Below are 24,845 nucleotides of genomic sequence, written 5' to 3' on the forward strand. Positions count from 1 at the left end.
AACGGCGTTGGCGCGCTCCTCCGACCAGTCGTTGAAGGGATAGACCTCGCTAAGCCCCAATAGTCGCAGTCCCCTTTGTCGCGCCATGGCACCGGCGTGGCTCGGAGAAATGCCGTCGAACAGCGGGCGGCCGAGATCGTTCCGGGGCTCGACCCCCACGCAATCGAGATTCCGTGCCAGATCCAGAAAAGCTTCATACGCCAGGTGGCGAGCTGTTTTCTGGTTGATTGCCCGGCTGATCATTTCGCGTCCCGCTCCATGATCCATTCCACCTCGGGCGCGGGTATGAAGCGCCACTTGCGCAGCGGACCAGCCATGATGTTGAGGTAATACATCTCGAAGCCATAAGGTGCACCGCAGGGATGATGCCCGCGCGGCACCAGGACGACGTCATGGTCTTTCACCGCCATCGTTTCGTCGAGCAGTCCGTCATCGGTGTAAACGCGCTGGACGCCGAAGCCAGCTGCCGGGTTCAGCCGGTGGTAATATGACTCCTCGAGGTAGGTGATACGCGGGAAGTCGTCCTCGTCGTGGCGGTGGCTTGGATAAGACGACCAATGGCCGGCGGGCGTGAAGACCTCCGTGACCAGAAGACTGTCGCAATAGTCTTCTTTCTCCATCGCGATATTGTTGATATGGCGCGTATTGGTTCCCTTGCCGCGCGCCGTCAGCGAAATCCCGTCGGGACCGATCCGCCGTGCAGCGTGTCCGCCTTTTCCGGGCGCTGAGCAAACCGCAATCGTGCACTCCGTGTCCGCTACGGCGAGCCAATCCTTGCCGTTGGGTACATAGAGGCAGTGCGGTGGCGTCTTCTCGAAGACGTTCATCCGCTCGCCCAGCATACCCCAATCCTGCCCGGCGGCATGCAAGACCGCCTTGCCCTCAACAATAACGAGCATGACCTCGCGATCGCCCGTTGCCTCCTCGGCAATCTCACCTGGTCTGAGTCGATAGAGCGAGAAGCCGACATAGCGCCAGCCCGCCGCCTGGGGCAGGATCTCGTGAACTTTGCCATGCGTGCCGAAAGGCTTGCGTAACAAATCGGGCATCCCTTGTCCTCCGGTTGGCACACTGATCAATCAAAGGTACGCTGATTTGCAGCATTTCGGTTGTATCGCTCACGCGCATGCTCAAGACGTTCAGGTCCCCCCGCCTGCGGCACGGCGACATCCCACCAATGCCCGCCCACATCCAGTCCTGAGACAGCGTCGGTGTCGATCACAATGACCGTGGGGATGTTCCTCGGGCGCGCTTCAACAATTTTCTTCTCGAGATCGGCGATATCGACTGCCTTTTCCGCATGGGCACCCATGGAGCGGGCATGGCCCACAAAGTCGATCTCCGGCATGACCTCAATGTTGGAGTCCTTGTACATATTGTTGAACTCCGCCCCGCCGCATTCGATCTGCAAGCGGTTGATGCAGCCGTAGCCGCGATTGTCGGTCAGCACGACGGTAAAAGGAATGCGCCGGACGACCGCAGTCGCTAATTCCGAGTTGGCCATCATGTAAGAGCCGTCGCCAACGAAGCAGATGACTTCCTTTTCCGGCGCCGCAAGCTTGATGCCCATGGCGCCTGCTACCTCGTATCCCATACAGGAATAACCGTATTCCATGTGGTAGCCGCCTTTCGCAGACTGCCACAGCACCTGAAGCGCGCCCGGCATCGTGCCCGCCGCGCACATTGCGACGGTTTTTTCCGTGGCTACCCGCTGCACGGCGCCGATTACCTGGGCGTCGGTGGGAAGATAGTTGGTCAAATCGACTTCCGGCGTGGCGGTAACCTTACTCACCGTCTGGTGCCAATTGTTCCGGGATTCGGCGTCGAAAGATGGCGCCCTATGATCCTTCAGCAGAGCGGAAAGCCTCTCCAGCGTCACCCTGGCATCGCCGACGAGGGGCATTGCGCCATGCTTTGTCGCATCATAGCCATGCAGGTTGATGGAGACGAGCTTCCGCTCCTGGTTCGTGAACAAGGTCCAGGATCCCGTCGTGAAATCCTGAAAGCGCGTGCCGACGCCAATCACCAGGTCGGCTTTCGCGCAAAGGCGGTTGGCGCATTCCGAGCCGGTAACGCCGGGGGAGCCGAAATTGTAGGCGTTTTCCCACGGGGTCGCGCCCTTGCCGGCTTGTGTCTCGACGAAGGGGATATTGTGCTGTTCCACGAACGCAGCGAGAACGTCCTCGGCGCCGGAATAAAGAACACCGCCCCCGGAAATGACGACCGGGCTCTTCGCCGCCCTGATCATCGCAACCACGTCATCGAGCTCTCGGCGATCAGGTTCCGGGCGGCGAACACGCCAGACCTTAGGCTCAAAAAACTTTTCCGGATAGTCGTAGGCGTCGGCCTGCACATCCTGGCAAAAAGCGAGGCACACCGGCCCGCAATTCGCCGGATCCGTCATGATGGACAGCGCACGTGGCAGCGCAGTCAGCAGATGCTCGGGCCGGGCGATGCGGTCAAAATAGCGAACCACAGGCCGGAAGGCGTCATTGGCACTCACTGTGCCGTCGTCGAAATCTTCGATCTGCTGTAGCACCGGATCGGGGCGGCGGTTGGCGAAGATATCGCCGGGAATGAACAGGACCGGCAGACGATTGACATGCGCCAGAGCTGCTGCTGTCACCATATTGGTCGCACCGGGTCCAATGGAGCTGGTTACCGCATGCGCGCGCATACGCCGCTTCGTTTTGGCATAGGCGATAGCAGCGTGGGCCATGGTCTGCTCATTCTGGCCACGCCAGGTCGGCAGCTTGTCGCCGATCCCGTGTAGCGCTTCTCCAATGCCCGCCACATTGCCGTGCCCGAAGATGGCCCAGACGCCCTCGATGAAGCGCTCTCCTTCTTCGGTCATCTGCACCGAAAGCCATTTGACCAGCGCCTGCGCGGCCGTGAGCATGATTGTCTTGGTCATGCTATCTTCTCCCGTGCGGCTGCCCTCGCCTTGTCCCAGATCGAGCACAGGCCTCGATAGCGCTTTGCCATCTCGCCGACGGCGTCGTCGTCCTGCATTTCATTTTTCATCCAGCTGCGTGCGACATCGCCAAAAATCGTCCGACCAACGGCAAAGCCTTTGACAAGATCGAAACCGGCGGCGACCTCGAAACTTGCCGCCAGTTCGGCCTCCGGCGCATCGAGACCCAGAACGACGATCCCACGCGTATAGCGGTCGTTCTTCTCGATTGCGGCAATGGTGTTCGCCCAGGCAGCGGTCGTTTTCATCGGCTCAAGCTTCCACCAGTCGGGAAAGATGCCAATGTCATAAAACTGTTGGATCAGCGTCGCCGTCGTTTCGTCATCGACCGGTCCCACCTTCGAGGGAATGATCTCCAGCAGGAATTCCAGGTTGTCGCGCCGCGATGCCTCGAAAAGGCGTTTCACCGTCGCCTCCTGATCGGAACGCGTTCCAGCGTCATCATCGGGATGGCAGAAACAAAGGACCTTGACGACGTTTTCCCGTGCCCACTCGCCCAGGCCGCCGTAGTCACTGCCCAGTTCGGGCTCCAGCGTCAGCGGGCGTGCACCCGGCCATTCGCAAGGCCGTCCGATCCAGAGGCCGGTACCCGAGGCTTCATGCAACGCCCTCCGCCCGATGCGATTATCACACAAGATCCCGTAGCCAGATCGTCCCTCTTGGACGTCCAATGCCGCTTTGAGGCACAGCTTCTTGAAGGCGCCGCCCCGTTCAAGGGTGTAGCCCTCCATCTGCTCAAGTTGCATGCGGTGGTCAAACGCAAATATCCGGTATTCAGGCCAGTCTTCCCCGTGATTGCGATGACGGTTCGTGGACCAGTGGATCTGTTCGAGCTCGCAGTCATTTCGCAGGTCGGGTTGCTTGACCCCGCGTCCAAGGAAGAACTTCAGCTCCTCGAGCGACGGGTAGGCCGGCGTGCATCCGTGGCGAGAAACGGCAAAAGCGCCGCAGGCATTCGCGTATTTAAGAGCCGTCGGCCAGTCCGCATCTTCGAGCCACCCCTTCAGGAGTCCGGCGAAGAAGCCGTCGCCCGCGCCCAGAACGTTGAACACTTCGATCGGGAAGCCGGGACCGGTCTCTCCATCTTCCAGCCTGCCTGGTATTGAGCCCACGTAGGCCGCCGCCCCGGCAGCGCCGCGTTTGCATACGAGCGTAGCGTTGGAAACTTTGCGAACTGCGCGTAACGCCTCAATCGTCTCGGTCGAGTCACCCGCAATGTGGAACTCTTCCTCCGTGCCCACGATCAAATCAAACAGATGCAGCGTCGTTTGCAGTTTTGCCGTCACCTTGCCGCTCTTCACAAAACGGCTCTCACCTGCACCGTGGCCGGCGACACCCCATAAATTTGGGCGATAGTCGATGTCGAGCGCGGTACGCACCCCATGCTGGCGGGCAAGCTCCAAAGCCTTTAGAATAGCTGCCTCGGTCCGTGCGTGGCTCAGATGCGTACCGGTCACGACGAGCGCACGCCCGGAGGCGATGTAGTCCGCATGAATGTCGTCCTCGCTGAGCGCCATGTCGGCACAATTCTCGCGATAGAAAATCAGCGGGAACTGCTCTTCGTTACGAATGCCCAGCAGGACGAGCGCCGTTAGACGCTCCGGGTCGGTAGCGACTCCGTTGGTATCCACACCTTCGCGCTTGAGCTGCTCGCGAATGAACCGGCCCATATGCTCGTCGCCAACGCGGGTGATTAAACCGGATTTCAGACCGAGTCTGGCCGCACCGCAGGCGATGTTCGTGGGCGAACCGCCAATGTACTTATTGAACGAGCGCATGTTCTCCAGCCTGCCGCCGATCTGGGCTCCGTAAAGGTCGACGGAGGACCGGCCGATGGTGATGACGTCGAGTGATTTCATGTCAAGTCTCCTCGCAGGCCCTCAAAAGCCGGTACACGCCAGGAAGGTCCGGCTGGCTGCCAGGTCTTCAAGAATGCCGCCGGCGTTTCGGGGGTCGCGCTCTTGTTCGATGGTGATGTATCCGCCATAGCCCAGCTCGGTAAGCAGGGCCCGGACACCAGGGTAATCAATTGATCCGCGCCCGATCGGGCACATGACCCCCTTCGCGCAGGCATCGAAGAAACGAATGCGCTCGCCCATGACGTCCTTGAAAACTTTGGCATCTATGTCTTTGAAATGAATGTAATCGACACGATCCCAGTAACGGCGAAGGGTGGCAACAGGATCCATGCCTGAATAGGCCATATGCCCGGTATCGAGGCACAGACCTGCCAGATCGGTAGGAATATCGTTGACGATACGCTCCAGCTCGTCGGCGAATTCGATGTAGCCGCCGGCATGGGGATGGATGGTGACGCGTACACCATATTTGTCGCGCGCAAGCGTTGCGATGCTGCGGATGTTTTCCACCATCCCATTCCACGCCGTTCCATCAAGGCGGGGGGCTTGGTCTGAATGTCCCGCAGCATAGTCGCGCTCGTCGTGACCCCAGTCCATGACGGTCAGATAGGGCGCTGCATAGCGCTGACCGGCATGGGTTTCCGGCTTCGGCAACCGTGTAATCAACGCGCAGATCTCATCGGTCTGACGCAGGAGGTTGTCGCGGTTTGAAGGCGAAACCAGATCGTCAAAGATTGTGCCCGCGACGATCTTCAGCCCACGCTTGTTCAGCGCTTCCGAAACAACGCCGAGGTCAAGCGGCAGATAGCCATAGGGTCCAAGCTCCAGCCCCCCGAAGCCGGCGGCCTGCGCCTCGTCCAGCACTTTCTCCCAACGGGGGAGATGAGGGTTTTTCACGTCATCGACACCCCAGCAGCAGGGGGCAGTGGTGATGGTGATCGGGTTGGTCATGTCGTCCTCACGCAGGCGTGGTGCGCGGGCTCCAATCGCGGCCCGCGCCAAACCGGTCATCGGCTGATCGTTGCTTGAAGTGCGTCAATGGAAGACTGGATGCCCGCCTCGGTGGACATCGTGAAATCTTCCATTTCGAGGCTAACCCAGTCATTGTAGCCGACCATGCAAACCACCGAGAAGAATTCCTTCCACCATTGCAGATCGTGACCTGCTCCTACTGCGACGTAGTTCCAGGTCCGGTTGGCAACGTCAGTGACCTCCTTGAGTTCGAGCAGCCCGTTGACGTCGGCCAGTCCACGTTCGATGCGGGTATCCTTGCCGTGGCAGTGATGAATCGCATCTCCGAGCGCGCGTGCCGATGCGATGGGATCGGCCCCCATCCACATTAAGTGGGACGGATCGAGGTTCATGCCGACTGTCGGGCCAACCTCGTTGCGGAGGCGGAACAGGGTTTCGGGATTCCACACGAGCATCGCCGAGAAGTTTTCGAGCGCGTATTTCTCGACGCCAACTTCCTTGGCAAGCTTCACCAGATCGTGCCAGAGCGGAAACGCGCGGTCTTCCCACTGAAAGCGATCACGCTCCGGCATCTCGTTCGGCCAACTCTTGGTGTAGACGAGCCAGTTCGGCACCGTGTCACCGGGCGCCGCCTCCGGCAAACCGGACATGGTCACGATCTTCTTCACACCGATCTCGCCTGCAAGCCGGATGGTTTCCTCCATCTCCTTGCGGTGGCGCTTGCCCATATCGCCGGGATCGAGCGGGTTCGCGGAGCAATTGAGGGCGGCGATTTCCAGACCGCGGGCCTCGATTTCCTTGAGCTTGGACCGGAGCAGGCCCTTGTCGGCTAAAAGTTCGTCGGCACGAAAATGCGGGCCGCTCGACCATCCGCCGCCGGTCATTTCTATACCCTCGACGCCGAGCTTAACGCATTTATCGAGCATGTCGGTGAAAGAGAGGTTCGCCATCACATCAGTGCAAATCGCAAGTTTCATTGTGTCATCTTTCCAAAGAATGTGTGGGGGACGCGTTTCGGGAGGAGGACGGGAGGTGGTCCAACGCGCCCCCGGTCCTGTTACATAAAGTCGACCCAGGCCGAGCCCGTATCCGCCGAACGGACGCAGTTTTCCAACCAGCGCACGCCTTCCGTGCCGGCCTTGATGCCTGGGTAGTGATGGGTCTTCAGGAAAGCTTCATCTCCGCGCGTCTTCGCGTCGATGGCCTGGGCGATCCAGAGATAGATGTTCGCCCAGCTATCGCCGAGCCCCTCAGTATGCAATGCGCCCATGCGATCGACAGCAAGGCTCTCCTCTTCGAGATAGGGCATGCCATGATGAAGCGTGCGGTTCGGCTCGCCCTGAACCTCGTAGATCAGCTGGTCGGGATGGGAATCGGACCACTCGATCGACGCCTTGGAACCAACGAAGCGGTAACGCTGTGAACCCATGTTGCCGGCATTGACCGACGAGACCCAGAGCCGCCCGCGCGCACCGTTGTCGTAGTGCATAAGGACGGTGGCATGATCCTCGAGTGGCGCGCGGGTCGGGATAAAAGCCTTGCGGTCGCAAAGTAGTTTTTCGATCTTCATGTGCGGCAGCACCACTTCCGAAAGATAGTAGAGATGCGTGCCGATATCACCGAGAACGAAGGTCGGCCCGGCAGTCTTCGGATTGGTGCGCCATTTCACGGCTTCGCCAGCGCCAACGTCGTCACCGGAATTAAAGCCGTGGGTGTATTGCATGTCGACGATGCGAATGTCGCCGAGCATTCCCTTCTTGACCATCGCCGCCATCTGGTGAACCAGCGGATGACCCGTAAAGCCGTAGGTGACGCCGACAATTAGACCCTTTTCCTCGGCCAATTTGGCGACTTCATCGCATTCAGCGACAGTGAAAAAGAGCGGCTTTTCGCAGATCACATGCAACCCGGCCTCAAGGCAAGCCTTGGTGATCTCGTAATGGGTAAAGTTCGGTGTTGCGATCGACACCACGTCGACACCGTCCTCGCGGGAGGATTCGCCTGCGATCAGCGCCTTGTAGTCGGGATAGCAGCGATCGAGGGCCACGCCCAGATTGACGCCGAAATCCTGGCCTCGTTCAACATCCAGATCGAAGGCACCAGCCACCAGTTGATAATTGCCGTCGCGCAACGCTCCTGTGCGGTGCTTGTACCCCACCTGGCCGGTGCGCCCGCCACCGACCATTCCCCAGCGCAGTGGGCGCGAAATCAGTCGTTCTCCGTTGATCATCTCGGTAACCTCTTCAATTGAAGCCTCGGGCGCCCATTCGTTTGCTGACCACCTTGTCGAGGCAATAACTACCCTGCCGGAGACCGCCCATTGGGCGGCATCTCCGTTACATTTCTCGATTTCTGTCGTGTGCTCTGGTTCTCGCCGCTAGAGCATGCATTACTTCTTGAAGTAGCGGTCGATGTATTCCTGCATTTTGTTGCGCATGAACTTGCTTGACTCATCCGCTCGATCTTCCCAGGCGAAGACGCAAGAGGTCATGATGCCGTCGAAGCCGATCTCGGCGAGCGTGCCGAAGAAGTCGTCCCACGGCACTTCGCCCTGGCCGATATTCAGATGTTGGTGCACGCGAGCATTGGTACCAGGCGGGTTCAGGATGTAGCGAAGCCCAGAACTTGCCTTGTGATTGAACGTGTCGCCGACATGCACATGTGCCAGCACATCCTTTGCCTCGCGCAGCATGGCCTTGGTATCGTCTCCGAAATAGAAGGTATGCGGCGCGCAATAGAGGAACTTCACATTCTTCGAATTGACCGTCCGGATGATGTCGAGCGCCGGCTGCAACGTCTCGCACCAGTCCTCCGGGTGCGGCTCCACGTGCAGGTTGATGCCTTCTCGCTCAAAGATCGGGACGAGTTCCTCCATGGAGCGCCACCAGGCGTCCTCACAGGCCTCGATCATCGAACCCGTGTGGCAGCAATAGCAGGAGCCCTTGTCGGGATGCGGACCGCGGCCGAACTCCGAATTCATCGTGTCGACTTCAAGCTCGATCGCAATCTCGATGGCACGCTTCCAGTGCTTGACCGCGGCCTGTCGCTCTGCTTCGTCGTTCGACGCCCAGCGATACATCGGCAGAAGTGAGGCGATCTTCACGTTCTCGGCAGCGAGTGCCTTCTTGAAAGATCGGATTCGTTCAGGGAACACACGCGGCGCCTTGAACCATTCCAGAAAATCCGCACGCGGCGACAGTTCGATCCACTCATAGCCGAGCTCGGCAACCTTCGCCGGCAATTCCTCTAGGCTGGTGAACCGGTGCATGTGAGGGTCGAGGGCAATCTTCATCGGTCTTACTCCGTTATCTTTCTTTTTTCACTTTGCCGGGATCGGCGGCGGATGGCCGTCATGGCTCGCCATGTAGCTCTCCACCTCGGCACCCAGATCCGCCAAAGCTTCGCCGCCCGCCATCAAATCGGTGATCTCCTCGCGCGACCTTTCGCCCTTGCGGAAATTGGCGGCGACCGCACCCCGGATCAGGACGGCGAAGTGGTCGCCAACCGCGATGGCATGGGTGACCTGGTGGGTAATGAAGATGACGGCGATCCCTCGCCTCTTTGCCTCCAACACGATTCTAAGGACGTGAGATGCCTGCTTGACGCCCAATGCTGCCGTCGGCTCGTCAAGGATCAGGACGCGGGCACCGAAATGCACGGCGCGGGCTATCGCCAGAGACTGTCGCTCACCGCCCGAAAGACCGCCAATCAGTCGGTCTCCGTCAACGATACGGGTGATGCCGAAGCCCTGCACCGCCTTTACCGCAATTTCGTTGGCTTTCTTGCGGTCGTAGATCTTGAAAGGCCAGAGGCCCTTGGTGGGCTCCGCACCGATGAAGAACGAGCGGCCGATGCTCATCAGCGGGAATGTTCCGCCAAACTGATGCACGGTGGAGATGCCCATGCGCTGCGCATCTCGCGGGCCACTGAAATCGACGGGATTTCCGTCCATCAGCACTTCGCCCGAATTTGGCTTGTAAACGCCTGCCAGCGTCTTGATGAGTGTGGATTTGCCTGCCCCGTTGTCCCCCAGGAGGCACAGCACCTCCCCCGCATGCACCTTCATCGAGATATCGTGAAGGACATCGATCGGGCCAAAAGACTTGTTGACGTTTCTCAGTTCAAGGATTGGCGTGGTCATCGTCTGTCCTCACTTCTTCTTCGGGGAATAGGTCAGGGCCATAATGCGGAACGTGTTGTTCATCAGCACTGCGAGCAGCAACATGACACCGATGATGAGGCTCGACCAATTGCGGTCGAAGGACGTGAAATAGATGCCTTGGTTAACGATGGCGAAAGTAATCGTGCCCAGAAAGATGCCGATAACCGAGCCGAAACCGCCCGTCAGCAACACGCCGCCCACCACGACCGCGATGATCGAGTTGAAGATGAACGTCATGCCGGCCGAGACCTGGGCGACGTTGAACAGGATCGCCTGGCACATTCCGAGAAAGGCAGCACTCACAGACGATAGTACGAATAGCGTCACCGTCAGCTTGTCTGTCGGGATGCCCGCATTGCGTGCGCTCACCTTGTCGCCGCCCAGGGCGAAAAGCCAGCTTCCGAAAGGCGAATAGTGGACGTAGAAGACATAGATCACTGTCAGAACCATCCACCAGATGATGGTTACCTGAAAACTTCCGCCGATGAATTGGCCGAACAGCGCCTTTGCGACAGCGCCGGATTGGGCCGGGCTCAAGGCCACGCTGGTCGTCCCCGTGAGAAACACGGAGCAGCCCAGAATGAGCCCTTGCACGGCAAAAAGCGTCCCGAGCGTGACGATCAGCGATGGCACTGCTGTGCGTATAACCAAGAAGCCGTTGATGAGGCCGACAACCAAGCCGAGCGTAAGCGAGCCGACCACACCAAGCCAAATCGGCAAGCCGTAGTAGCCGGAGATGATCGCGACGGTCAAAGCTCCCGCAGGGATCATCGCACCAATTGAAATGTCCAGTTCGCCGGAGATCATGAGAAGTCCGACCGGGATTGCGACAATACCGAGATTGGCGGCAACGTTCAGCCAGCTTGCCGCGCCGGCAGGCTTCAGGAATTCGACGCTACCAAAGACAACGAAGAAGACAAGTACGAATACAAGACCAAGAAAAGCGCCAGATTCCGGGCGACGAAGAAGATCGCCCACAGGGAAATTTTTCACGTGTTTCACTCCAGTGTTGTCCGCAAGCTGAGAATGGCCGGCATCGATCAGCGCCCTTGCAGCTTTCGCGAGTTCGCGAGCACATCTCTCGATCCGCGGCAAAGGCGCGGATCGAGGCGAAGCGTGGAAGAGCTCCTTATCGAGCGCCCTTCGAGACACCAGTCAACGTGGCTTCGATGTTGGACTTGTCGACAATACCGGGACCGGTCAGAACCGGTGCCGTTGGCAGATCGGTTCCGAAGTCGATCGCGGAGGCCAGAAGGGTGACCGCCAGAAGAGACTGAAGATAGGGCTGCTGGTCAATTGCAAAGCCTTGCGTCCCGTCCTTGATGCGGTCGAGACCCGACTGGTTAAGGTCGAAAGTTCCGAGAAGAACTGTTTCCGTCTTGCCGGCCTGCAGAACGCCGATAGCGGCTGAGTCCGCATCTCCGGCGGAGATGGTAATCACACCATCAATGCTGGCGTCTTGGAGCAATGTCGCCTTGATGGCTTCGGCGACCGCGGTAGCATCGCCAAAACTCGTCGCCGGCAGTGGCAATTGCTTGGCGGCGCCGCCGGCCTTCGTAATTCCGTCGATCACACCCTTGCAGCGAGCTTCCAGATTGGCGGCGCCGGGAACAGTGTTGACGCAGAGCACGTTTTTCTTGCCGTTCTTCGAGAAGTACTCGCCACCTGCGACGCCCGCAATGTATTCATCCGAGCCGACATAGTTGATGGCGCCGAGTTCCTGTGCCTTTTCATATCCACCGGCATTCATCAGGATGACCTTGATGCCCGCGCTGATCGCTTCCTTGATGGCCGGATCCTCCCCTTCCGGCACCCAGTTCGGAATGACGAGCCCATCGACCTTCTGGCTGATCGCAGTCTGAATGAGCTGCACGACGTCGGGAGCAAAGTTATCATAGGTCTGAAGACGAAGGTAATTCACCGTGCCGCCATTCGCCTCGACGATCACGCGAGCGTCATCGACACCCTTCTTGATAATGTTCCAGAAAGCGTCGTCGTTCTTCCCGCCGACGACTGCGATGTTCGCTGCATAGACCGCCGGAGCAGCAAAAGATACAACCGTAGTCGCCAACAATGCTGCACAGAAGTGCTTCAAAATTCCCATTTCTTCCTCCCATTTCCCATCATCAGATGGCTCCACAAAATGCGTATTGATGTGTAACGCGAGAAGTGTCAGAATGAAACCTGCTTCGTTTTCAATGCGCTTTTTTATTCCAAAACATGTCATTCATGAATGACATTTCCAGGGATGTTGACAGATGAACAGACCGACGATGGCTGATCTGGCGAAGACTGCGAATGTCAGTCTTTCCACCCTCAACCGACTTTTGCACGGAACAGGAACAGTGCGGGCGGAAACGATAGACCGAATTCTGGATGCAGCGGACGAAATCGGATTCTATGGGCTTGGTGCGTTACGCCAACGCAAGCGCGAGAACCTGCCGCATCGTCGGCTTGCCTTCCTGATGCAGCAGTCGCATCGGCCGTTGTACCAGTTGTGGGCAGAAGGGATCACGTCAGCATCCATGCTCCGCAGCGACGCCGTCATCAAGCCCGAAGTCGTCTTCGAGGACGACCTTTCCCCCGAAGCAGTCTCCACGAATTTGCTGAAAATGGGTGAATCGGCTGATGCCATTGCGGTAATAACGGCTGATCATCCGCTGGTTAGTCAGGCAATAGATGAATTGCGCGCCATGGGTATTCCCGTTGTTGCCTATGTCACCGATCTTTCGGCCGCTAGCCGGGCGGGCTTTGTGGGCACCGACAATTGGAAGAGGGGCCGAACCGCCGCCTGGTTCATCAGCCAGACGACCGAGGGCCCCGCCACCGTCGTTCCCCTTGTCGGAAGCAATCGCTATCAGTGCCAGGACATAGCGGATGCAAGCTTCCGGTCGTACATGCGTGAGCATGCGCCCGAAATTCATGTCAGCGAAACACTTCTTACCCACGAGGTTCCAGAAAACGCTTATGCTATTGTTCGCAGGTTGATAGACGAAGAACCGGACCTCAGAGGCATCTTTGTCAATGGCGGCGGCATTTCGGGGGTTTTGAGAGCCTTGCGCGAGCTGTCGCCGGAGCAGCAACGCAAGATCCGGATCGTTTGTAGCGATATCGGGCCGGAGACGCGTAAAGGGCTGAGCGAGGGTTTGATCACCGCATCGCTGTGCCATCCCCTGGAAAGAATGCCCCGGGAGCTCATCGACGTCATGTTGCGGCTGATCGAGCGAAGAGACGCAGCGTCGATCGAACAGCGGATTGTTCCTTTTGACATCCTTACCCCCGAAAGCATGTGGACGTGAGCGTCGCTTGTTTCGTTGGCTGAACGGAGTTTTACTTGTCTCGTCCTGCTGAATTTGTGACCGGGCGGGAAGCAATCCTGACGTTTCTTTCTGCAAAATGGCGGCGAGAGCTGGATTACCGGTTGATCAAGGAACTCTGGGCCATTGGCGGCAATCGGATCGCCGTCGGATTTGCCTACGAGTGGCATGACGACGGTAGCAACTGTTCCGATCGTCCGGGAACGAGAACTGGGAGTTCGACGACAGTGGCCTGATGCGAAGGCGCTATGCCTGCATTAACGACCTGCCTTTTCCGGCCGACGGCCGCAGCTTCCGCTGGCCGCTTGGCCGCAGGCCAGTTGATCATCCCGGTCTCAGCGACCTGGGTTTTTAGTACAGCCAGTCTCTCTTTGTATTTTGCCGTCAACGGCAGCGGCTCAGGAGCATGTCTTGAATCCTCGGTTTCAGAACGCATTTTCCCAACGCACGAAGACGCCATTGAGGCCGATGCCTTCGTCAGCCTGCACAAGCTCTCACCCGAACATCTCCGGGCTGAGGAGGATTTCGGATGCCTTGTCATCAACTGCGGATGCGCGATCTCGTTGCCAAGCGTACCAGCGATCGGCCTAAATCGTGTTCTGGGGCTGGGCTCTGTCGAAGATCTGGACAAAGCATATAAATGGATCCGAGCAAGGGCGGGGAACCGCTTCCTGCAATTGAATGTGGACGCTGTCTCGGACGAGGTGAGAAACTGGATCCAGACCAAGGGTCTGCCTGAGCACGGTCCCGGATGGGCAAAGCTTACCCGCAGCGCGCCTTTTAGCAACCTCGATGCGCCGGTGAGTGTGCTTACCCGAAGAGTTCAAGGCGACGAATGCCTGCTCTTCGGATCGGTGATGTGCAGGGGATTCAACTTCCCGCCAAGCTTGGCCGCCCTTTGGTCAGCCATTGTGGGCAAAGAGGGCTGGTCGTGTTTTTTCGCTCTTGACGATGAAACGCCTATCGGCACCGGCGCCATGTACGTCTCGGGTTCATATGCTTGGCTGGGTGGCGGTACCACAGTCCCCGAGTTTCGGAACCGGGGCGTTCAAAAGGCGCTCATCCAGGCTCGCACCGACTACGGTATCGCACAAGGCGTTTCGACGTTCGCCGTCGAAACAGAAGTACCTTCAACTGACAACCCAATATCTCTATGACAACCTCAGGAAAATGGGCTTGCAGCACGCGTACGACCGGAAGAACTTCAAGCTGTAGCACATCTGGCGATCTTCCTTCCGGCCAGCGTGTGAGTTTCTGGATCGTCACATAGAAGCCTGCTCCTGTACGGTTTCAGGGCAGCTGCATTGCGTCCTGATCATCGCAGATGCTAAATGCCGGGAGGTCCTCCCTGATCGACACAGTGAATCGCCATCTTTCTTATATTGCGCCCTATCCGGCACTCCCCTGGCCTCCCGCTTCGGGCCGGAGAGCGGAATTAATTACCGCTTCGCGCCGTCATGTTTGGACGTTTGGGCGGTTAACTTCGCGTCGTAAAAGCGGCCGGTCAGCCTTCCGGCACACTGGATGCGACGACAAAAATTCCTAGTCGATAATGATGCAGCCGGTGCGATAGTTGTTTGTTATCGCAGACCTTTCGCGTGTAATCCGAAATGAGCTTCCGCAAAGACTCGGTGTTCCTTATCTACACGTCGAAATTTGTCGGCAACACAATCATGTCCCGGATCGTGACGTTTCGCCGTCGGGTCAGCATGAAGATGATGGCGTCGGAGACCTCCGAGGGCTCGATCAGGCTGCCATTGGCTTTTGCCTTCTCAAGGTTTTCCTCAGGCCAATCGGCAAGCAGCGCGGAAACGACCGGGCCGGGCGAAACCTGGCTGACCCTGATGCCGTGGCTTTTCAACTGCCGGCGCATGATCTGGACGAAACTGGTAATCGCCCATTTGGAGCTGGAATAGACTGGCTCCCACTGGATCGGCGCATGCCCGGCCACGGAGCAAGTAACCAAAATGTCCCCGGTCCCGCGCTCGATCATGTGCGGAGCGATGTCGCGAACGTTCTTCATGACGGCGTTTATGTTGAGATTCAGCATCCGATCCATTGTCGCGGTATCAGTATCGATAAGTTCCCCGCCAATGTAGGACCCTGCATTGCAGTGCAGGATGTCGAGATGGTCGACCTTTGCCAAGATCTCCGGCACCATGGCCGCACAACTTGCGGCGTCCAGAAGGTCGGTAACCTGTATGACTACAGCGCCGCCGAACTCGACAGCGTACGTTTCGAGCGCCTGTTTGTTATAATCGACCATCACGACCGTGGCACCGGCATCGATCAGGGCGCGGGTCGTGGCCAGCCCAATACCGGAAGCTGCGCCGGTCACCGCAGCAATCTTTCCTTTGAGTGGTTTTGTCATCTTCTTGTCTCGCTCTTGGTTTTCAGACGGCAAGGAAGCCGCCGTCGACTGGCAGGACTGCGCCACTGATCATGGCCGCGTCCTCTGAAATAAGTAGGGCGATCGATCGTGCGACGTCGTCAACCTCTGCAAAACGCGCCATCGGGTGGCGAACGATCATTGGGTCACGTTTGAAAGGTTCGGACCACGCCTTCGCGGCAAGCTCGGTCATGGTAACGGTCGGCGCCACTGCGTTGACGCGGATTCCATAGGCGCCGAGTTCCTTGGCCATGACGCGTGTCGCGCCTTCCAGTCCCGCCTTCGAAGCGGCGTAAGCCACGTGATCCACGAAACCACGATGTCCGGCGATCGAAGTCACATTCACGATCGTACCGCCGCCGCCGTTTGCTATGCGGGCCCGGGCAAACTCCTGCGCACAAATCAGAGCGGCTCGCAGGTTGATGCCGAGGACCTGCTCATAGCCCTCCTCCGTCATACCCAGGACGCTTTCAAGCACGTTGGTTCCCGCGCAGTTGATCAGGGCGTCGGCCAATCCCGCCGTCTTCATGGCCGCGCGTGCCGCGGCATTGTCGGCGAGATCGACGGATAGTACGGTCGCGCCGAACTTCGCGGCCAGATCATCCAGATCGGCCTGTGAACGTGACAGGGCGACGACCCGCGCGCCACGCTGCGTAAGCAGTTCAACGCAGGCGCGACCGATGCCCTTACCAGCGCCCGTGATGATGATTATTTTTCCTGTAAAATCCGACACGGTTTACCTCCCGATGCCTGTTTCTTAGAACCCGAGCCTTTGGTCGGTTTGTTTGTCGAACACATGAGCGGCGGCAGGATCGACGTCGAGCCGTATCCTGTCGCCCGGCTTCAGCGCGTGGCGCTCGCGGAAGGCGCACAAGACCCGCTGGCCTGCCAATCGGGCTGCCAGAAGAATTTCGGCCCCCGTTGGCTCGATCAACTCGACAATCGCCGGTACCCCCGTATCGCCATTCGACAGTATCCATTGATCAGGACGGACCCCATATATCACCTCCTGGCCGTTGCTTGCCCGCGTGCCTTGCGGAAGGGGAAGGGCCCATCCATCGGCGAGCCAAGCGGAGTTCAGAGGGAGATCGATCGTGGCCGGTAGCATGTTCATCGCCGGCGATCCGATGAAGCCGGCGACGAAGGTATTTGCCGGCCTGTCGTAAAGCTCCAGTGGCGCACCGATCTGCTCCACCTTGCCGTCGCGAAGCACGACGATGCGATCTGCCATGGTCATGGCTTCGATCTGGTCATGCGTGACGTACACGGACGTAGCGCCGAGGCGCTGGTGAAGAGCTTTGATCTCCGAACGCATATCCACCCGCAACGCGGCGTCCAGGTTTGACAAAGGCTCGTCGAAAAAGAATGCCTTTGGACTGCGAACCATCGCGCGCCCCATGGCGACACGCTGCCGCTGGCCTCCGGAAAGTGCCTTCGGATATCGGTCGAGATAGGGCGTAAGCCGCAACATCTCGGCAGCCTTGTCGACCTTGACGTTGCGATCGGCAAGATTTTCGCCGCGCAACTTCAGTGCGAAAGCCATGTTCTCCCGGACGGTCATGTGCGGATAGAGCGCGTAGTTCTGAAACACCATCGCCACGTCACGGTCCTTGGCGGGAATGTTGTCGACGCGATGTCCGCCAAGCTTGATCGTGCCGCCGGTGATCTCCTCAAGGCCGGCAAGCGATCGCAGCAGCGTGGATTTGCCGCAACCGGAGGGTCCGACCAGGACGACGAACTCACCATCGACTATATCGAACGAGATATTTCGGAGTGCGTGATAGGAACCGTAATGCTTGTCGACTTGGTCAAGGTCGATCGTTGCCATGTGTCAATCCTTAGTCAGTTGTGGCGGCATGGCCGTTGATCATTCGGAACGGGTGCGCGGGTAGCTTCACCATGAGGTGTATCCTGCATCCGCGACGACGATGCTGCCGGTCATCAGGCTGGCGGCATCGGAAGCCAGGAACAGGACGACAGACGCAATTTCCTCGACTTCGCCCATGCGCTTCATCGGCGTCATGTCCATCCAGTCCTTGTCCCAGCCGGTCCCCTCAATGGCGGCCTTCGTCATGTCGGTCGCGATATAGGTTGGCGCGACGGCGTTGACGCGGACGCCCCGCTCGGCCCATTCGGCTGCAAGCGATTTTGTCAGCATGTGAACGGCACCCTTCGAGGCGTTGTAACCGGCTTGCGGCTGCGGCCGGTTGGCGATGATACCGGACATCGAACCGATATTGACGATCGAGCCCTTGCCCGCCTTCAGCATCAGGTTTCCGAAGGCGCGATTGCTCCAGAACACGCCGTTGAGGTTGACGTTTGCGACCCTCAGCCAGTCCGCATCGGCCATCTCCTCCGCCGGGCTGTGCGCAGCGATGCCGGCATTGGCCACCAGAATGTCCACGCGTCCATGCTTGGAAGCGATCGCCGCCGCGACGCGCTCCGTTTCGCCGGAATCGGTCACGTCGAGACGTACGAATTCGGCCTTTCGTCCCATCGCCGCGAGCTTCGAGACGGCGGACTGACCGAGCTCTTCGTCAAGATCGGTCAGCACGACATACGCGCCCGCCTCAGACAGAGCATCGGCGCAGGCATAGCCGATGTTGCGCCCCGCACCGGTGACCACCGCAATCTTCCGCTCAGATCCAACTTCCGCAGGTACATGCTACTTCCCAAGCTCGATCTGGATCTTCACGGAAGACGGCTTCGGTCGTACGGCGTAATCGAACGCTTCGATCGAATCCTCGAAGGCGTAGGTATCGGTGATCAGCGCATCTACATTGATCTGGTTCGATCCCAAGAGCGCAACGATGCGCGGATAGACATGCGCGTAGCGGAATACGTGCTCGATGCGCAGTTCCTTTGTCTGGGCGATGACGATATCGAGCGGAACCGGCTTCAGAGGCATTCCGACAAAGACGATGGCGCCGCCTGGGCAACCATGGTGCAACGTGTCTGCGATTACTTCGGCCGCGCCGGAACACTCGAACACGACATCGACGCCCCAGCCGTCGGTTTCGCGGGCTATGACGCTCTTCAGGTCTTGCGAGCGGACGTTGACGGTCATGATGGCAGGCCCGAGTTTGCGCGCCATAGCAAGCTTCTCATCGACAACGTCGGTCACGATAACTTTGGCGCAGCCGGCCGACAGTGCCGCGATCGCTGTCACCATGCCGATCGGCCCGGCACCCGTAACCAGCGCGCTCGCGCCAGGTGTCAGCTTCGCCTTCGAGACTGCCTGAAATCCGACGGCCAGTGGTTCGACCATGGCGCCAGCGGCGTAGGAAACATTGTCCGGAAGCTTGAAGGTGAAGGCCGCCGGGTGGACCACGCTCGGCCTTAGCACGCCATGCACCGGGGGCGTCGCCCAAAAGCGCACCGCGGGATCGAGATTGTAGAGACCCAGCCGCGACGCGCGACTCTGAGGATCGGGAATGCCGGGTTCCATGCAAACGCGGTCGCCCACTTTCAGGTTCTCGACCGCGCTGCCGACCTCCTCGATGATGCCGGCGGCTTCATGGCCGAGGATCATCGGCTCGCGCACCACGAAAGGGCCGATCGCGCCGTGCGTGTAATAGTGAACGTCTGATCCGCAGACGCCCACAGTCTTGATGGCAATGCGCACGTCGGTGGGACCGAGCACCTCTTTCGGGTCCAAATCGCGAATGCGCAGTTCGTCTTTTCGTTCGAGAACGAGCGATCTCATGTCTTCAGCCCTTTCGGATTATGAATACGGCCAGCGCCAGGCAGAGCACCGTCGCGACCCATAGGGGCAGCACGCCCTCTAGGAAGCGCATCCAGAGAAGATGCACCAGGATCAGGATCACGACCGAGATGAAGCCTCTGTCGAAGCCGTTCGTTCGGATCGGCAAGAACCCGTCGCGTTCGGATCTTTGGGGTTGAATGCCAGCCATGTCTTACCCTTTCAATGCGCCGAACGTCAGACCCGTCACGATATGCTTCTGGACGAAGCCGAGCACGACCAAGGCCGGAAGCGTTGTCAGGAACGCCATCGCCGCCATCTCGCCCCAGTTCGTTCCGGTGACCGAGACATATTCGGCGAGCGCCGTCGTCACGGTCCGGGCGCCAGCCGAAGACGTGAGTGTCGCTGCGAACAGGTACTCGTTCCAGGCGAAAATCCAGGTCAGGATGAAGGTGACGGCCAATCCCGGCCGCGCCAGCGGCAGGATGACGTGCGACAGCACTTGGCCGGTCGTCGCTCCATCGACCCGTGCCGCTTCGTCCAGCTCCAGTGGAATTCCGTCCAACATGCCCTTCAAGAGCCAGATGGCGAAGGGCAGGTTGAAGACGCAATAGAGCAGGATCAGGCCGATCTTGGTGTCGAACAGCATGAAATCGCCGAATACGAACCACTTGGTGAACAGCAGGAAAAGCGGCAGCAGAAATACGGCCGGCGGTGCCATGCGGTTGGTGATCAGCCAGAAAAACACATTGTCGCCCCCGCTGATCTTGTAACGCGAGAGCCCAAACGCCGCGAGCAGGCCGAGCGCGCACACCAGCGCTGCATTCGATGTCGCCACGATCAGCGAATTCCAGAGATACTGCAGGAAGGTCGAGCTGTTCAGCACCGCCAGGAAATTGTCCCAGTAGAGATCATCGATGAGGAACGACTTCGAATAAAGCTTCACGCGGGGGCGCATCGAAACGACCAGCATCCACCACACCGGAAGCAGTGTAAGGATGGTCAGACATACCCACAGGACGAACGAGGTTATACCGGAGCGTCTCATTGTGCGCCTCCTTTCCGGCCGGTCATGGCGACGAAGAGCAGCCAGCTCAAAACGATCGTGACGTAAAGCGTGAGAAGGGACATGGCCGCGCCGTAGCCGTAGTCCGTCTTCGGGAAGACATTGATCCAGATATGAAGGCCGATGAACCGGGTCGCCTCGGCCGGGCCGCCTTTGGTCAGCATCCAGATTTCATCGACCGAGCGCAGCGCGTCCATCAGCCGGATGAAGACGGTCGTCAGCAAGACTGGCTTCAACATCGGCACGATCACGTACCAGAATATCTGCAGCTTGTTGCCGCCGTCGATCTGCGCCTGTTCGAGCGGTTCTTTCGGCAAGGCGGTCAGTCCTGCCATGAGCGACAGGGTGACGAAAGGTGTCCAGTGCCACAGGTCCATGATGATCGCCGTGGAGAAGGCGTGATAGGCATTGGTCGATATGTTGTAGTCGATGCCGAACCACAGTTTCAGATAATAGGGCACGATGCCGAAGCCCGGAACGCATAGCAGCCGCCAGGTAGCGCCGACTGCGATGGGCGCGACAACGATCGGCAAGGTGTGGATTGTGCGAAAGAACTGCCGGCCCCATAGACGATCTGCCATCAAGGCGCGGGCCAGGACATAGCCTAGCAACAGCTCGCTTACGACGACGAAAAAGGCAAAGACCAGCGTGCGCGCAAGCGAGTTCAGGAACGTCGTGTCAAAAACGAGGCTGCGATAATTCTGCAGGCCCGCCCAGCGCAGGGTGGGATCAACTGCGTTGGTGTTCCAGTCGAAGAAGCCGACATAGAGAATGTAGATGAAGGGAACGAACCCCACGACGAACAGGATTAGCGTGGCTGGTGCCAGAAACAGCCATCCGATGTTGGATTGTCTCATCCTTCGCTCCGTCAGATCGTGCTTGAGTCTTGTACGCCCGGCAATCAGCGTCGCAGGGAGACCCCGCAAAACGCAGTCAGGAAACGGGGCGGCCACCTTGTTTGAAAGGCGACCGCCAACCGCCGGGAGGTACGGTTTTTTTACTTGCGGTAGCCGAGCTTCACGAGCTCAGCTTCGGCTGCGGTGGCGGCCTGGTCCAGCGCGTCGTCCGGCTTGATTTCACCGACGATGGCTTTGTAGATGAACGGCGCGACGACCTGCAGAACCTGCGAGTGGAACGGGAACGGCGGAGCACCGGCGAAAAGCTTTCCATCCTCACGCATCAGCGTGTAGTAACCGTTCATCTTCTTGTCCTGCTCGACGATCTTGGGATCGTCGTAGGTCGAGTTCATGACGATGCGGGAGCCGGCCAGCGCCCAGTCGGTCTGCACGGAAGCCTGCCCGATATATTGCAGGAAGAGCAGCGAGGCGTCCTTGTTCTTGGACGAATGCGGGATACCGAAGGCGCCGCCGTCGTAGTAGCCGATATATCCCTTGCCGGATTCGGCCGCTTCCATCACTCCCGCCTCAACCGGAGGCAATGCTACGCCCACCTTGCCGACGACAGTCGATTTGCTTGAATCGGTCGCGATCCAGGCAGCGTTTTCACCGTAGACGAGGCCTTGGGCTGCACGACCGGCGGCAAATGTCCCGGCGACCTCGTCCCAAGTGGACGACGTCGATTCCGGCGGCGCGTATTTCAGGAGGTCTACCCAGTAGTTGAGCGCCTTCTTCGCAGCGGCGGAGTTCATCTGGCCGCCGTTCACTTCGGTGGCCGCGAAGGTCGTGCCATCGATGCCCCAGTTGTACACGCCGAAGGTCGGCGCGACCGATTCGAAGAATTCGTAGAAGGCGGCGGGGTGGCTCGACGAGGCCTGTACGGTGGTTCCCCAGAGCTCCTTGTCTGCGCCGTATTCGGTGAAGAACTTGGCGATTTGGGTATATTCTTCATGTGTCGTTGCGGGCTTCAGATCCGCACCCGTGGAATCCTTGTAAGCTTTCTGGATCGCCGGATCGTCGAAAAGGTCCTTGCGGTAGAGGTAGGGCTTGATGAATGCTTCCATGGGGACGCCCATGACATTGCCCGACTTCGGATCCTTGAAATAGTTCAGAAACGTGGTGAAAGTCTCCGGCTTGAAGTCCGGCGAAGCGATCTTCGTGTTATCGGCGAGCGACTTGGTGATATCGACGAGGAAGTCGCGGGCCAGATACGTATAGACGATGTCCTGCTCGATGTAGACGAAGTCATAGATGCCGGTATTGGCTTCCATGTCCTTGATCGCCTTGTCGTACATCTGGTCCCAAGACGTGGCTTCGAATTCGACCTTGATGCCGGTCTCTTCCGTGAATTTCGGACCGAGTACCTGCTCGACATATTTCGATGCGGGGGTCGATTCCGAAATGCCCCGGATTGTCGCGCCCTGATAGGGCTGGGCGGCAGTTTTCCACCAGGAATCCTGAGCAAGAGCGGTCGAGCTCCAAAGGCCAAGCGAGATGAAGCCGACGCCCACGGCTTTGACGAAACTGTTCATTGATCTCCTCCATTTGGATCGCAAAATCGGTCCGGTTGTGCGTGCTAAACTCTCCTCCGGCACGCTCAACGGACCTCAATAGTTGAGGAAAGAAGGGGTGGACACAAGCGCGGCCGTTGCGCGATACTGATACTCTTATGCGCGAAATGCCGAAAATATCCATGAAATCGTGTGTGCATTGCACAATCTAATATTGATTGTCGGTGCAACGAGCATGCCGGGAAGCAGGGGAGGATATCTGCAATGTCGATTATTTCGCCAACGGTCGCGAGATTTGAATATGTCTTGACAGGCGCGGAGGAGTCCTTCCTGTGGCGCCGGGACGACTACCCGTGGGAACGCAATGTCTGGAATTTCCATCCGGAGGTGGAGATTCACTACATCCCCAACGCCAGCGGCGTTCTGCTAGCGGGCGATCACGTCGGCGCGTTCACACCTGGCCATATTTCGGTCATCGGCAGCAATCTGCCGCACGACTGGGTGACGCCACTTGGGGCGGACGAGCGCATTCCGGGACGCGACATCGTCATCCAGTTTCTGCCGTCCAAGCTGGAGCAGGCTTCGGCCTTCCTGCCGGAACTGGCGGGGCTGTGTGATTTTCTCACCCGCGCGCAACGGGGCCTCTCTTTCAAGGGCCGGGCGCGGGAAAGGGCGGAGGCGCTGATACTCGACATGGAGTTTCAGACCGGCTCTGTGCGGCTTTCGACCTTTCTGTCGTTGCTCTCGCTACTGCGCGATACGGACGAGTTCGATACGCTGTCTTCGGAAGCCTATGTGCCGGACCTGAGCTATGGCTCGCTCGAAGCCCTGCAACAGGTCTTCGCGTATCTATTTGCCAACCTGTCGGAAGATATCCGGTTGCCGGATATGGCGCGCATGGTCGGCATGAGCAACAGCGCTTTCTCGCGGTTCTTCAAGAAGAACAGCGGCCACAGCTTCACCGACCACGTCAATAAGCTTCGTATCTGGAAGGCAGGTCAGCTCTTGACCGATACCTCTATGCCGATAACCGACATCTGTTTCGAGGTGGGCTATCGCAATTTATCAAATTTCAACCGGGTGTTTCTACGCCACCACAATTTAACGCCGACAAGGTACCGGAGACTGTCCACCAACCGCAGAACCTTTCCATTACCTCAGACGGTGATAGACCGTATGCGTGTGTGACCAGTGCAGAAGGTAGATTTTGAGCTCTCGTCCGCTTATGTGTTGTCGACGCCTGAAAATTGCCATTCCGGTCTCGTGAAGAGTTTCGGGCGCCGGCAGGCGTACGAAAGTCCCCGAGGAAGGAACCCGCGGGCCACAGTTGAAGGCTATGGAGATTTCAATCTGCAGCTTATATCCGCGATCGCACGATCGCAGCCAGTGAGCAGGATTATGGACACTGACAGGCCGCTTCGTTGTACGTATGCGTGGTTTTTCTGACCTGTCACTACTTTCGTCACGACCCTGTCGGCGGCAATGATCGCCGCCGCCCGGAACGATCATGTGCACATGCGGATGGTGCGTCATCGCCGATCCCCAGGTGTGGAGCACGGCGGTGATGCCGATGCGCGCGCCGAGATGCTTGCGATTGGCGGCGATGGTCAGCATCGTCTCCGCCGCCGCCTTGAACAGCAGGTCGTAGACGAGCGCCTTGTTCTGGAACGCTATGTCGGCGACCTCGGCCGGCAGCGTGAACACGACGTGGAAATAACCGACCGGAAGCAGATCGGCCTCGCGTTCGGCAAGCCATGTCCGTGCCGCTACGCCCTGGCACTTTGGGCAGTGCCGATTGCGGCAGGAGTTGTAGGCGATCTGCCATCGGCCGCAGTCCTCGCAGGCCTCGACGTGACCGCCGAGGGCCGCAGTGCGGCAGTTCTCGATCGCCGACATCACCTTCAGTTGCGGCAGGCTCATATGTTCTGCATGCGCGCGCCGGTACGCCGCGCCGGCAGCACGGAAGATGTCGGCGACCTCGATCGAGGCACGCAAG

General features: G+C 58.8%; 21 protein-coding genes and 3 pseudogenes. 4 read left to right on the forward strand and 20 right to left on the reverse strand.

Features of this window, described 5'->3' with window-relative positions; all coding sequences use genetic code 11:
* Positions 1 to 239: 239 nt before the first annotated feature.
* The 10 genes from iolB to A3AY_RS0109375 all read right to left on the reverse strand — a co-directional run bounded on the left by iolB (position 240) and on the right by A3AY_RS0109375 (position 12,071).
* Positions 240 to 1,049 (reverse strand): 5-deoxy-glucuronate isomerase, encoded by an 810-nt coding sequence (gene iolB, locus A3AY_RS0109330; protein WP_018325411.1) that lies wholly within the window; start codon positions 1,047 to 1,049, stop codon positions 240 to 242.
* Positions 1,050 to 1,075: 26 nt separating this feature from the next.
* Complete coding sequence (gene iolD, locus A3AY_RS0109335; RefSeq protein ID WP_018325412.1) at positions 1,076 to 2,914, reverse strand: 3D-(3,5/4)-trihydroxycyclohexane-1,2-dione acylhydrolase (decyclizing); 1,839 nt, start codon at positions 2,912 to 2,914, stop codon at positions 1,076 to 1,078.
* Entirely contained in the window at positions 2,911 to 4,833 is a 1,923-nt protein-coding gene (locus A3AY_RS0109340; RefSeq protein WP_018325413.1) for a bifunctional 5-dehydro-2-deoxygluconokinase/5-dehydro-2-deoxyphosphogluconate aldolase, read from the reverse strand. Before A3AY_RS0109340 ends, iolD begins: the two co-directional genes overlap by 4 nt.
* A gap of 21 nt (positions 4,834 to 4,854) precedes the next feature.
* Complete coding sequence (locus A3AY_RS0109345; RefSeq protein WP_026203264.1) at positions 4,855 to 5,784, reverse strand: TIM barrel protein; 930 nt, start codon at positions 5,782 to 5,784, stop codon at positions 4,855 to 4,857.
* Between the two features lie 56 nt (positions 5,785 to 5,840).
* Positions 5,841 to 6,782 carry a sugar phosphate isomerase/epimerase family protein gene (locus A3AY_RS0109350; RefSeq protein WP_018325415.1) on the reverse strand — a complete coding sequence of 314 codons (942 nt, stop codon included), beginning with the start codon at positions 6,780 to 6,782 and terminating at the stop codon, positions 5,841 to 5,843.
* An 80-nt stretch (positions 6,783 to 6,862) separates the two neighbouring features.
* Positions 6,863 to 8,035, reverse strand: coding sequence for a Gfo/Idh/MocA family protein (locus A3AY_RS0109355; protein ID WP_026203265.1), 1,173 nt, complete (start codon positions 8,033 to 8,035; stop codon positions 6,863 to 6,865).
* A 159-nt stretch (positions 8,036 to 8,194) separates the two neighbouring features.
* Positions 8,195 to 9,097 carry a sugar phosphate isomerase/epimerase family protein gene (locus A3AY_RS0109360; protein ID WP_018325417.1) on the reverse strand — a complete coding sequence of 301 codons (903 nt, stop codon included), beginning with the start codon at positions 9,095 to 9,097 and terminating at the stop codon, positions 8,195 to 8,197.
* A 27-nt stretch (positions 9,098 to 9,124) separates the two neighbouring features.
* The gene (locus A3AY_RS0109365) at positions 9,125 to 9,946 is read right to left on the reverse strand and encodes an ATP-binding cassette domain-containing protein (protein WP_018325418.1); all 822 of its coding nucleotides are present in this window, start codon (positions 9,944 to 9,946) and stop codon (positions 9,125 to 9,127) included.
* A 9-nt stretch (positions 9,947 to 9,955) separates the two neighbouring features.
* The gene (locus A3AY_RS0109370) at positions 9,956 to 10,960 is read right to left on the reverse strand and encodes an ABC transporter permease (RefSeq protein ID WP_245275894.1); all 1,005 of its coding nucleotides are present in this window, start codon (positions 10,958 to 10,960) and stop codon (positions 9,956 to 9,958) included.
* Positions 10,961 to 11,096: 136 nt separating this feature from the next.
* Positions 11,097 to 12,071 (reverse strand): sugar ABC transporter substrate-binding protein, encoded by a 975-nt coding sequence (locus A3AY_RS0109375; RefSeq protein ID WP_018325420.1) that lies wholly within the window; start codon positions 12,069 to 12,071, stop codon positions 11,097 to 11,099.
* 154 nt (positions 12,072 to 12,225) lie between these two features.
* Here A3AY_RS0109375 and A3AY_RS0109380 point away from each other — a divergent pair, with 154 nt between their 5' ends.
* The 3 genes and pseudogenes from A3AY_RS0109380 to A3AY_RS40415 all read left to right on the forward strand — a co-directional run bounded on the left by A3AY_RS0109380 (position 12,226) and on the right by A3AY_RS40415 (position 14,441).
* Complete coding sequence (locus A3AY_RS0109380) at positions 12,226 to 13,266, forward strand: LacI family DNA-binding transcriptional regulator (RefSeq protein ID WP_018325421.1); 1,041 nt, start codon at positions 12,226 to 12,228, stop codon at positions 13,264 to 13,266.
* 47 nt (positions 13,267 to 13,313) lie between these two features.
* Positions 13,314 to 13,639: pseudogene (locus A3AY_RS37650) on the forward strand (DUF1348 family protein); the annotation flags it as partial.
* Entirely contained in the window at positions 13,605 to 14,441 is an 837-nt protein-coding gene (locus A3AY_RS40415) for a GNAT family N-acetyltransferase (RefSeq protein WP_234913073.1), read from the forward strand. The pseudogene A3AY_RS37650 and the gene A3AY_RS40415, both read left to right, overlap by 35 nt.
* Before the next feature lie 485 nt (positions 14,442 to 14,926).
* Here A3AY_RS40415 and A3AY_RS0109390 read toward each other — a convergent pair whose 3' ends face one another.
* The 9 genes and pseudogenes from A3AY_RS0109390 to A3AY_RS0109430 all read right to left on the reverse strand — a co-directional run bounded on the left by A3AY_RS0109390 (position 14,927) and on the right by A3AY_RS0109430 (position 22,870).
* Positions 14,927 to 15,655, reverse strand: a complete 729-nt coding sequence (locus A3AY_RS0109390) for an SDR family oxidoreductase (RefSeq protein ID WP_018325423.1) — start codon at positions 15,653 to 15,655, stop codon at positions 14,927 to 14,929.
* Between the two features lie 22 nt (positions 15,656 to 15,677).
* Positions 15,678 to 16,406 carry an SDR family oxidoreductase gene (locus tag A3AY_RS0109395; RefSeq protein ID WP_018325424.1) on the reverse strand — a complete coding sequence of 243 codons (729 nt, stop codon included), beginning with the start codon at positions 16,404 to 16,406 and terminating at the stop codon, positions 15,678 to 15,680.
* A 24-nt stretch (positions 16,407 to 16,430) separates the two neighbouring features.
* Positions 16,431 to 17,501 carry an ABC transporter ATP-binding protein gene (locus tag A3AY_RS0109400; protein WP_018325425.1) on the reverse strand — a complete coding sequence of 357 codons (1,071 nt, stop codon included), beginning with the start codon at positions 17,499 to 17,501 and terminating at the stop codon, positions 16,431 to 16,433.
* Positions 17,502 to 17,567: 66 nt separating this feature from the next.
* Positions 17,568 to 18,337, reverse strand: a pseudogene (locus tag A3AY_RS34905) (SDR family NAD(P)-dependent oxidoreductase).
* Between the two features lies 1 nt (position 18,338).
* The gene (locus A3AY_RS0109410; RefSeq protein WP_018325427.1) at positions 18,339 to 19,379 is read right to left on the reverse strand and encodes an NAD(P)-dependent alcohol dehydrogenase; all 1,041 of its coding nucleotides are present in this window, start codon (positions 19,377 to 19,379) and stop codon (positions 18,339 to 18,341) included.
* A 4-nt stretch (positions 19,380 to 19,383) separates the two neighbouring features.
* Positions 19,384 to 19,587 (reverse strand): DUF2160 family membrane protein, encoded by a 204-nt coding sequence (locus tag A3AY_RS0109415; RefSeq protein WP_018325428.1) that lies wholly within the window; start codon positions 19,585 to 19,587, stop codon positions 19,384 to 19,386.
* A 3-nt stretch (positions 19,588 to 19,590) separates the two neighbouring features.
* Positions 19,591 to 20,424, reverse strand: a complete 834-nt coding sequence (locus A3AY_RS0109420; protein ID WP_018325429.1) for a carbohydrate ABC transporter permease — start codon at positions 20,422 to 20,424, stop codon at positions 19,591 to 19,593.
* Positions 20,421 to 21,299, reverse strand: coding sequence for a carbohydrate ABC transporter permease (locus A3AY_RS0109425; RefSeq protein WP_018325430.1), 879 nt, complete (start codon positions 21,297 to 21,299; stop codon positions 20,421 to 20,423). The genes A3AY_RS0109420 and A3AY_RS0109425 overlap by 4 nt, the downstream gene beginning before the upstream one ends.
* A 140-nt stretch (positions 21,300 to 21,439) precedes the next feature.
* A complete protein-coding gene (locus A3AY_RS0109430; RefSeq protein WP_018325431.1) occupies positions 21,440 to 22,870 on the reverse strand; it encodes an extracellular solute-binding protein in 1,431 nt (476 codons plus the stop codon).
* 243 nt (positions 22,871 to 23,113) lie between these two features.
* Between A3AY_RS0109430 and A3AY_RS0109435 the strand changes: the two genes are divergently transcribed.
* The gene (locus A3AY_RS0109435; RefSeq protein ID WP_018325432.1) at positions 23,114 to 24,037 is read left to right on the forward strand and encodes a helix-turn-helix domain-containing protein; all 924 of its coding nucleotides are present in this window, start codon (positions 23,114 to 23,116) and stop codon (positions 24,035 to 24,037) included.
* A 300-nt stretch (positions 24,038 to 24,337) separates the two neighbouring features.
* Here the strand turns inward: A3AY_RS0109435 and A3AY_RS34910 are convergent.
* Positions 24,338 to 24,844: pseudogene (locus tag A3AY_RS34910) on the reverse strand (IS91 family transposase); the annotation flags it as partial.
* Position 24,845: the final 1 nt, after the last annotated feature.

Origin of the sequence: Rhizobium giardinii bv. giardinii H152 (assembly GCF_000379605.1) — a bacterium.
Taxonomy (GTDB): Bacteria; Pseudomonadota; Alphaproteobacteria; order Rhizobiales; family Rhizobiaceae; genus Pararhizobium; species Pararhizobium giardinii.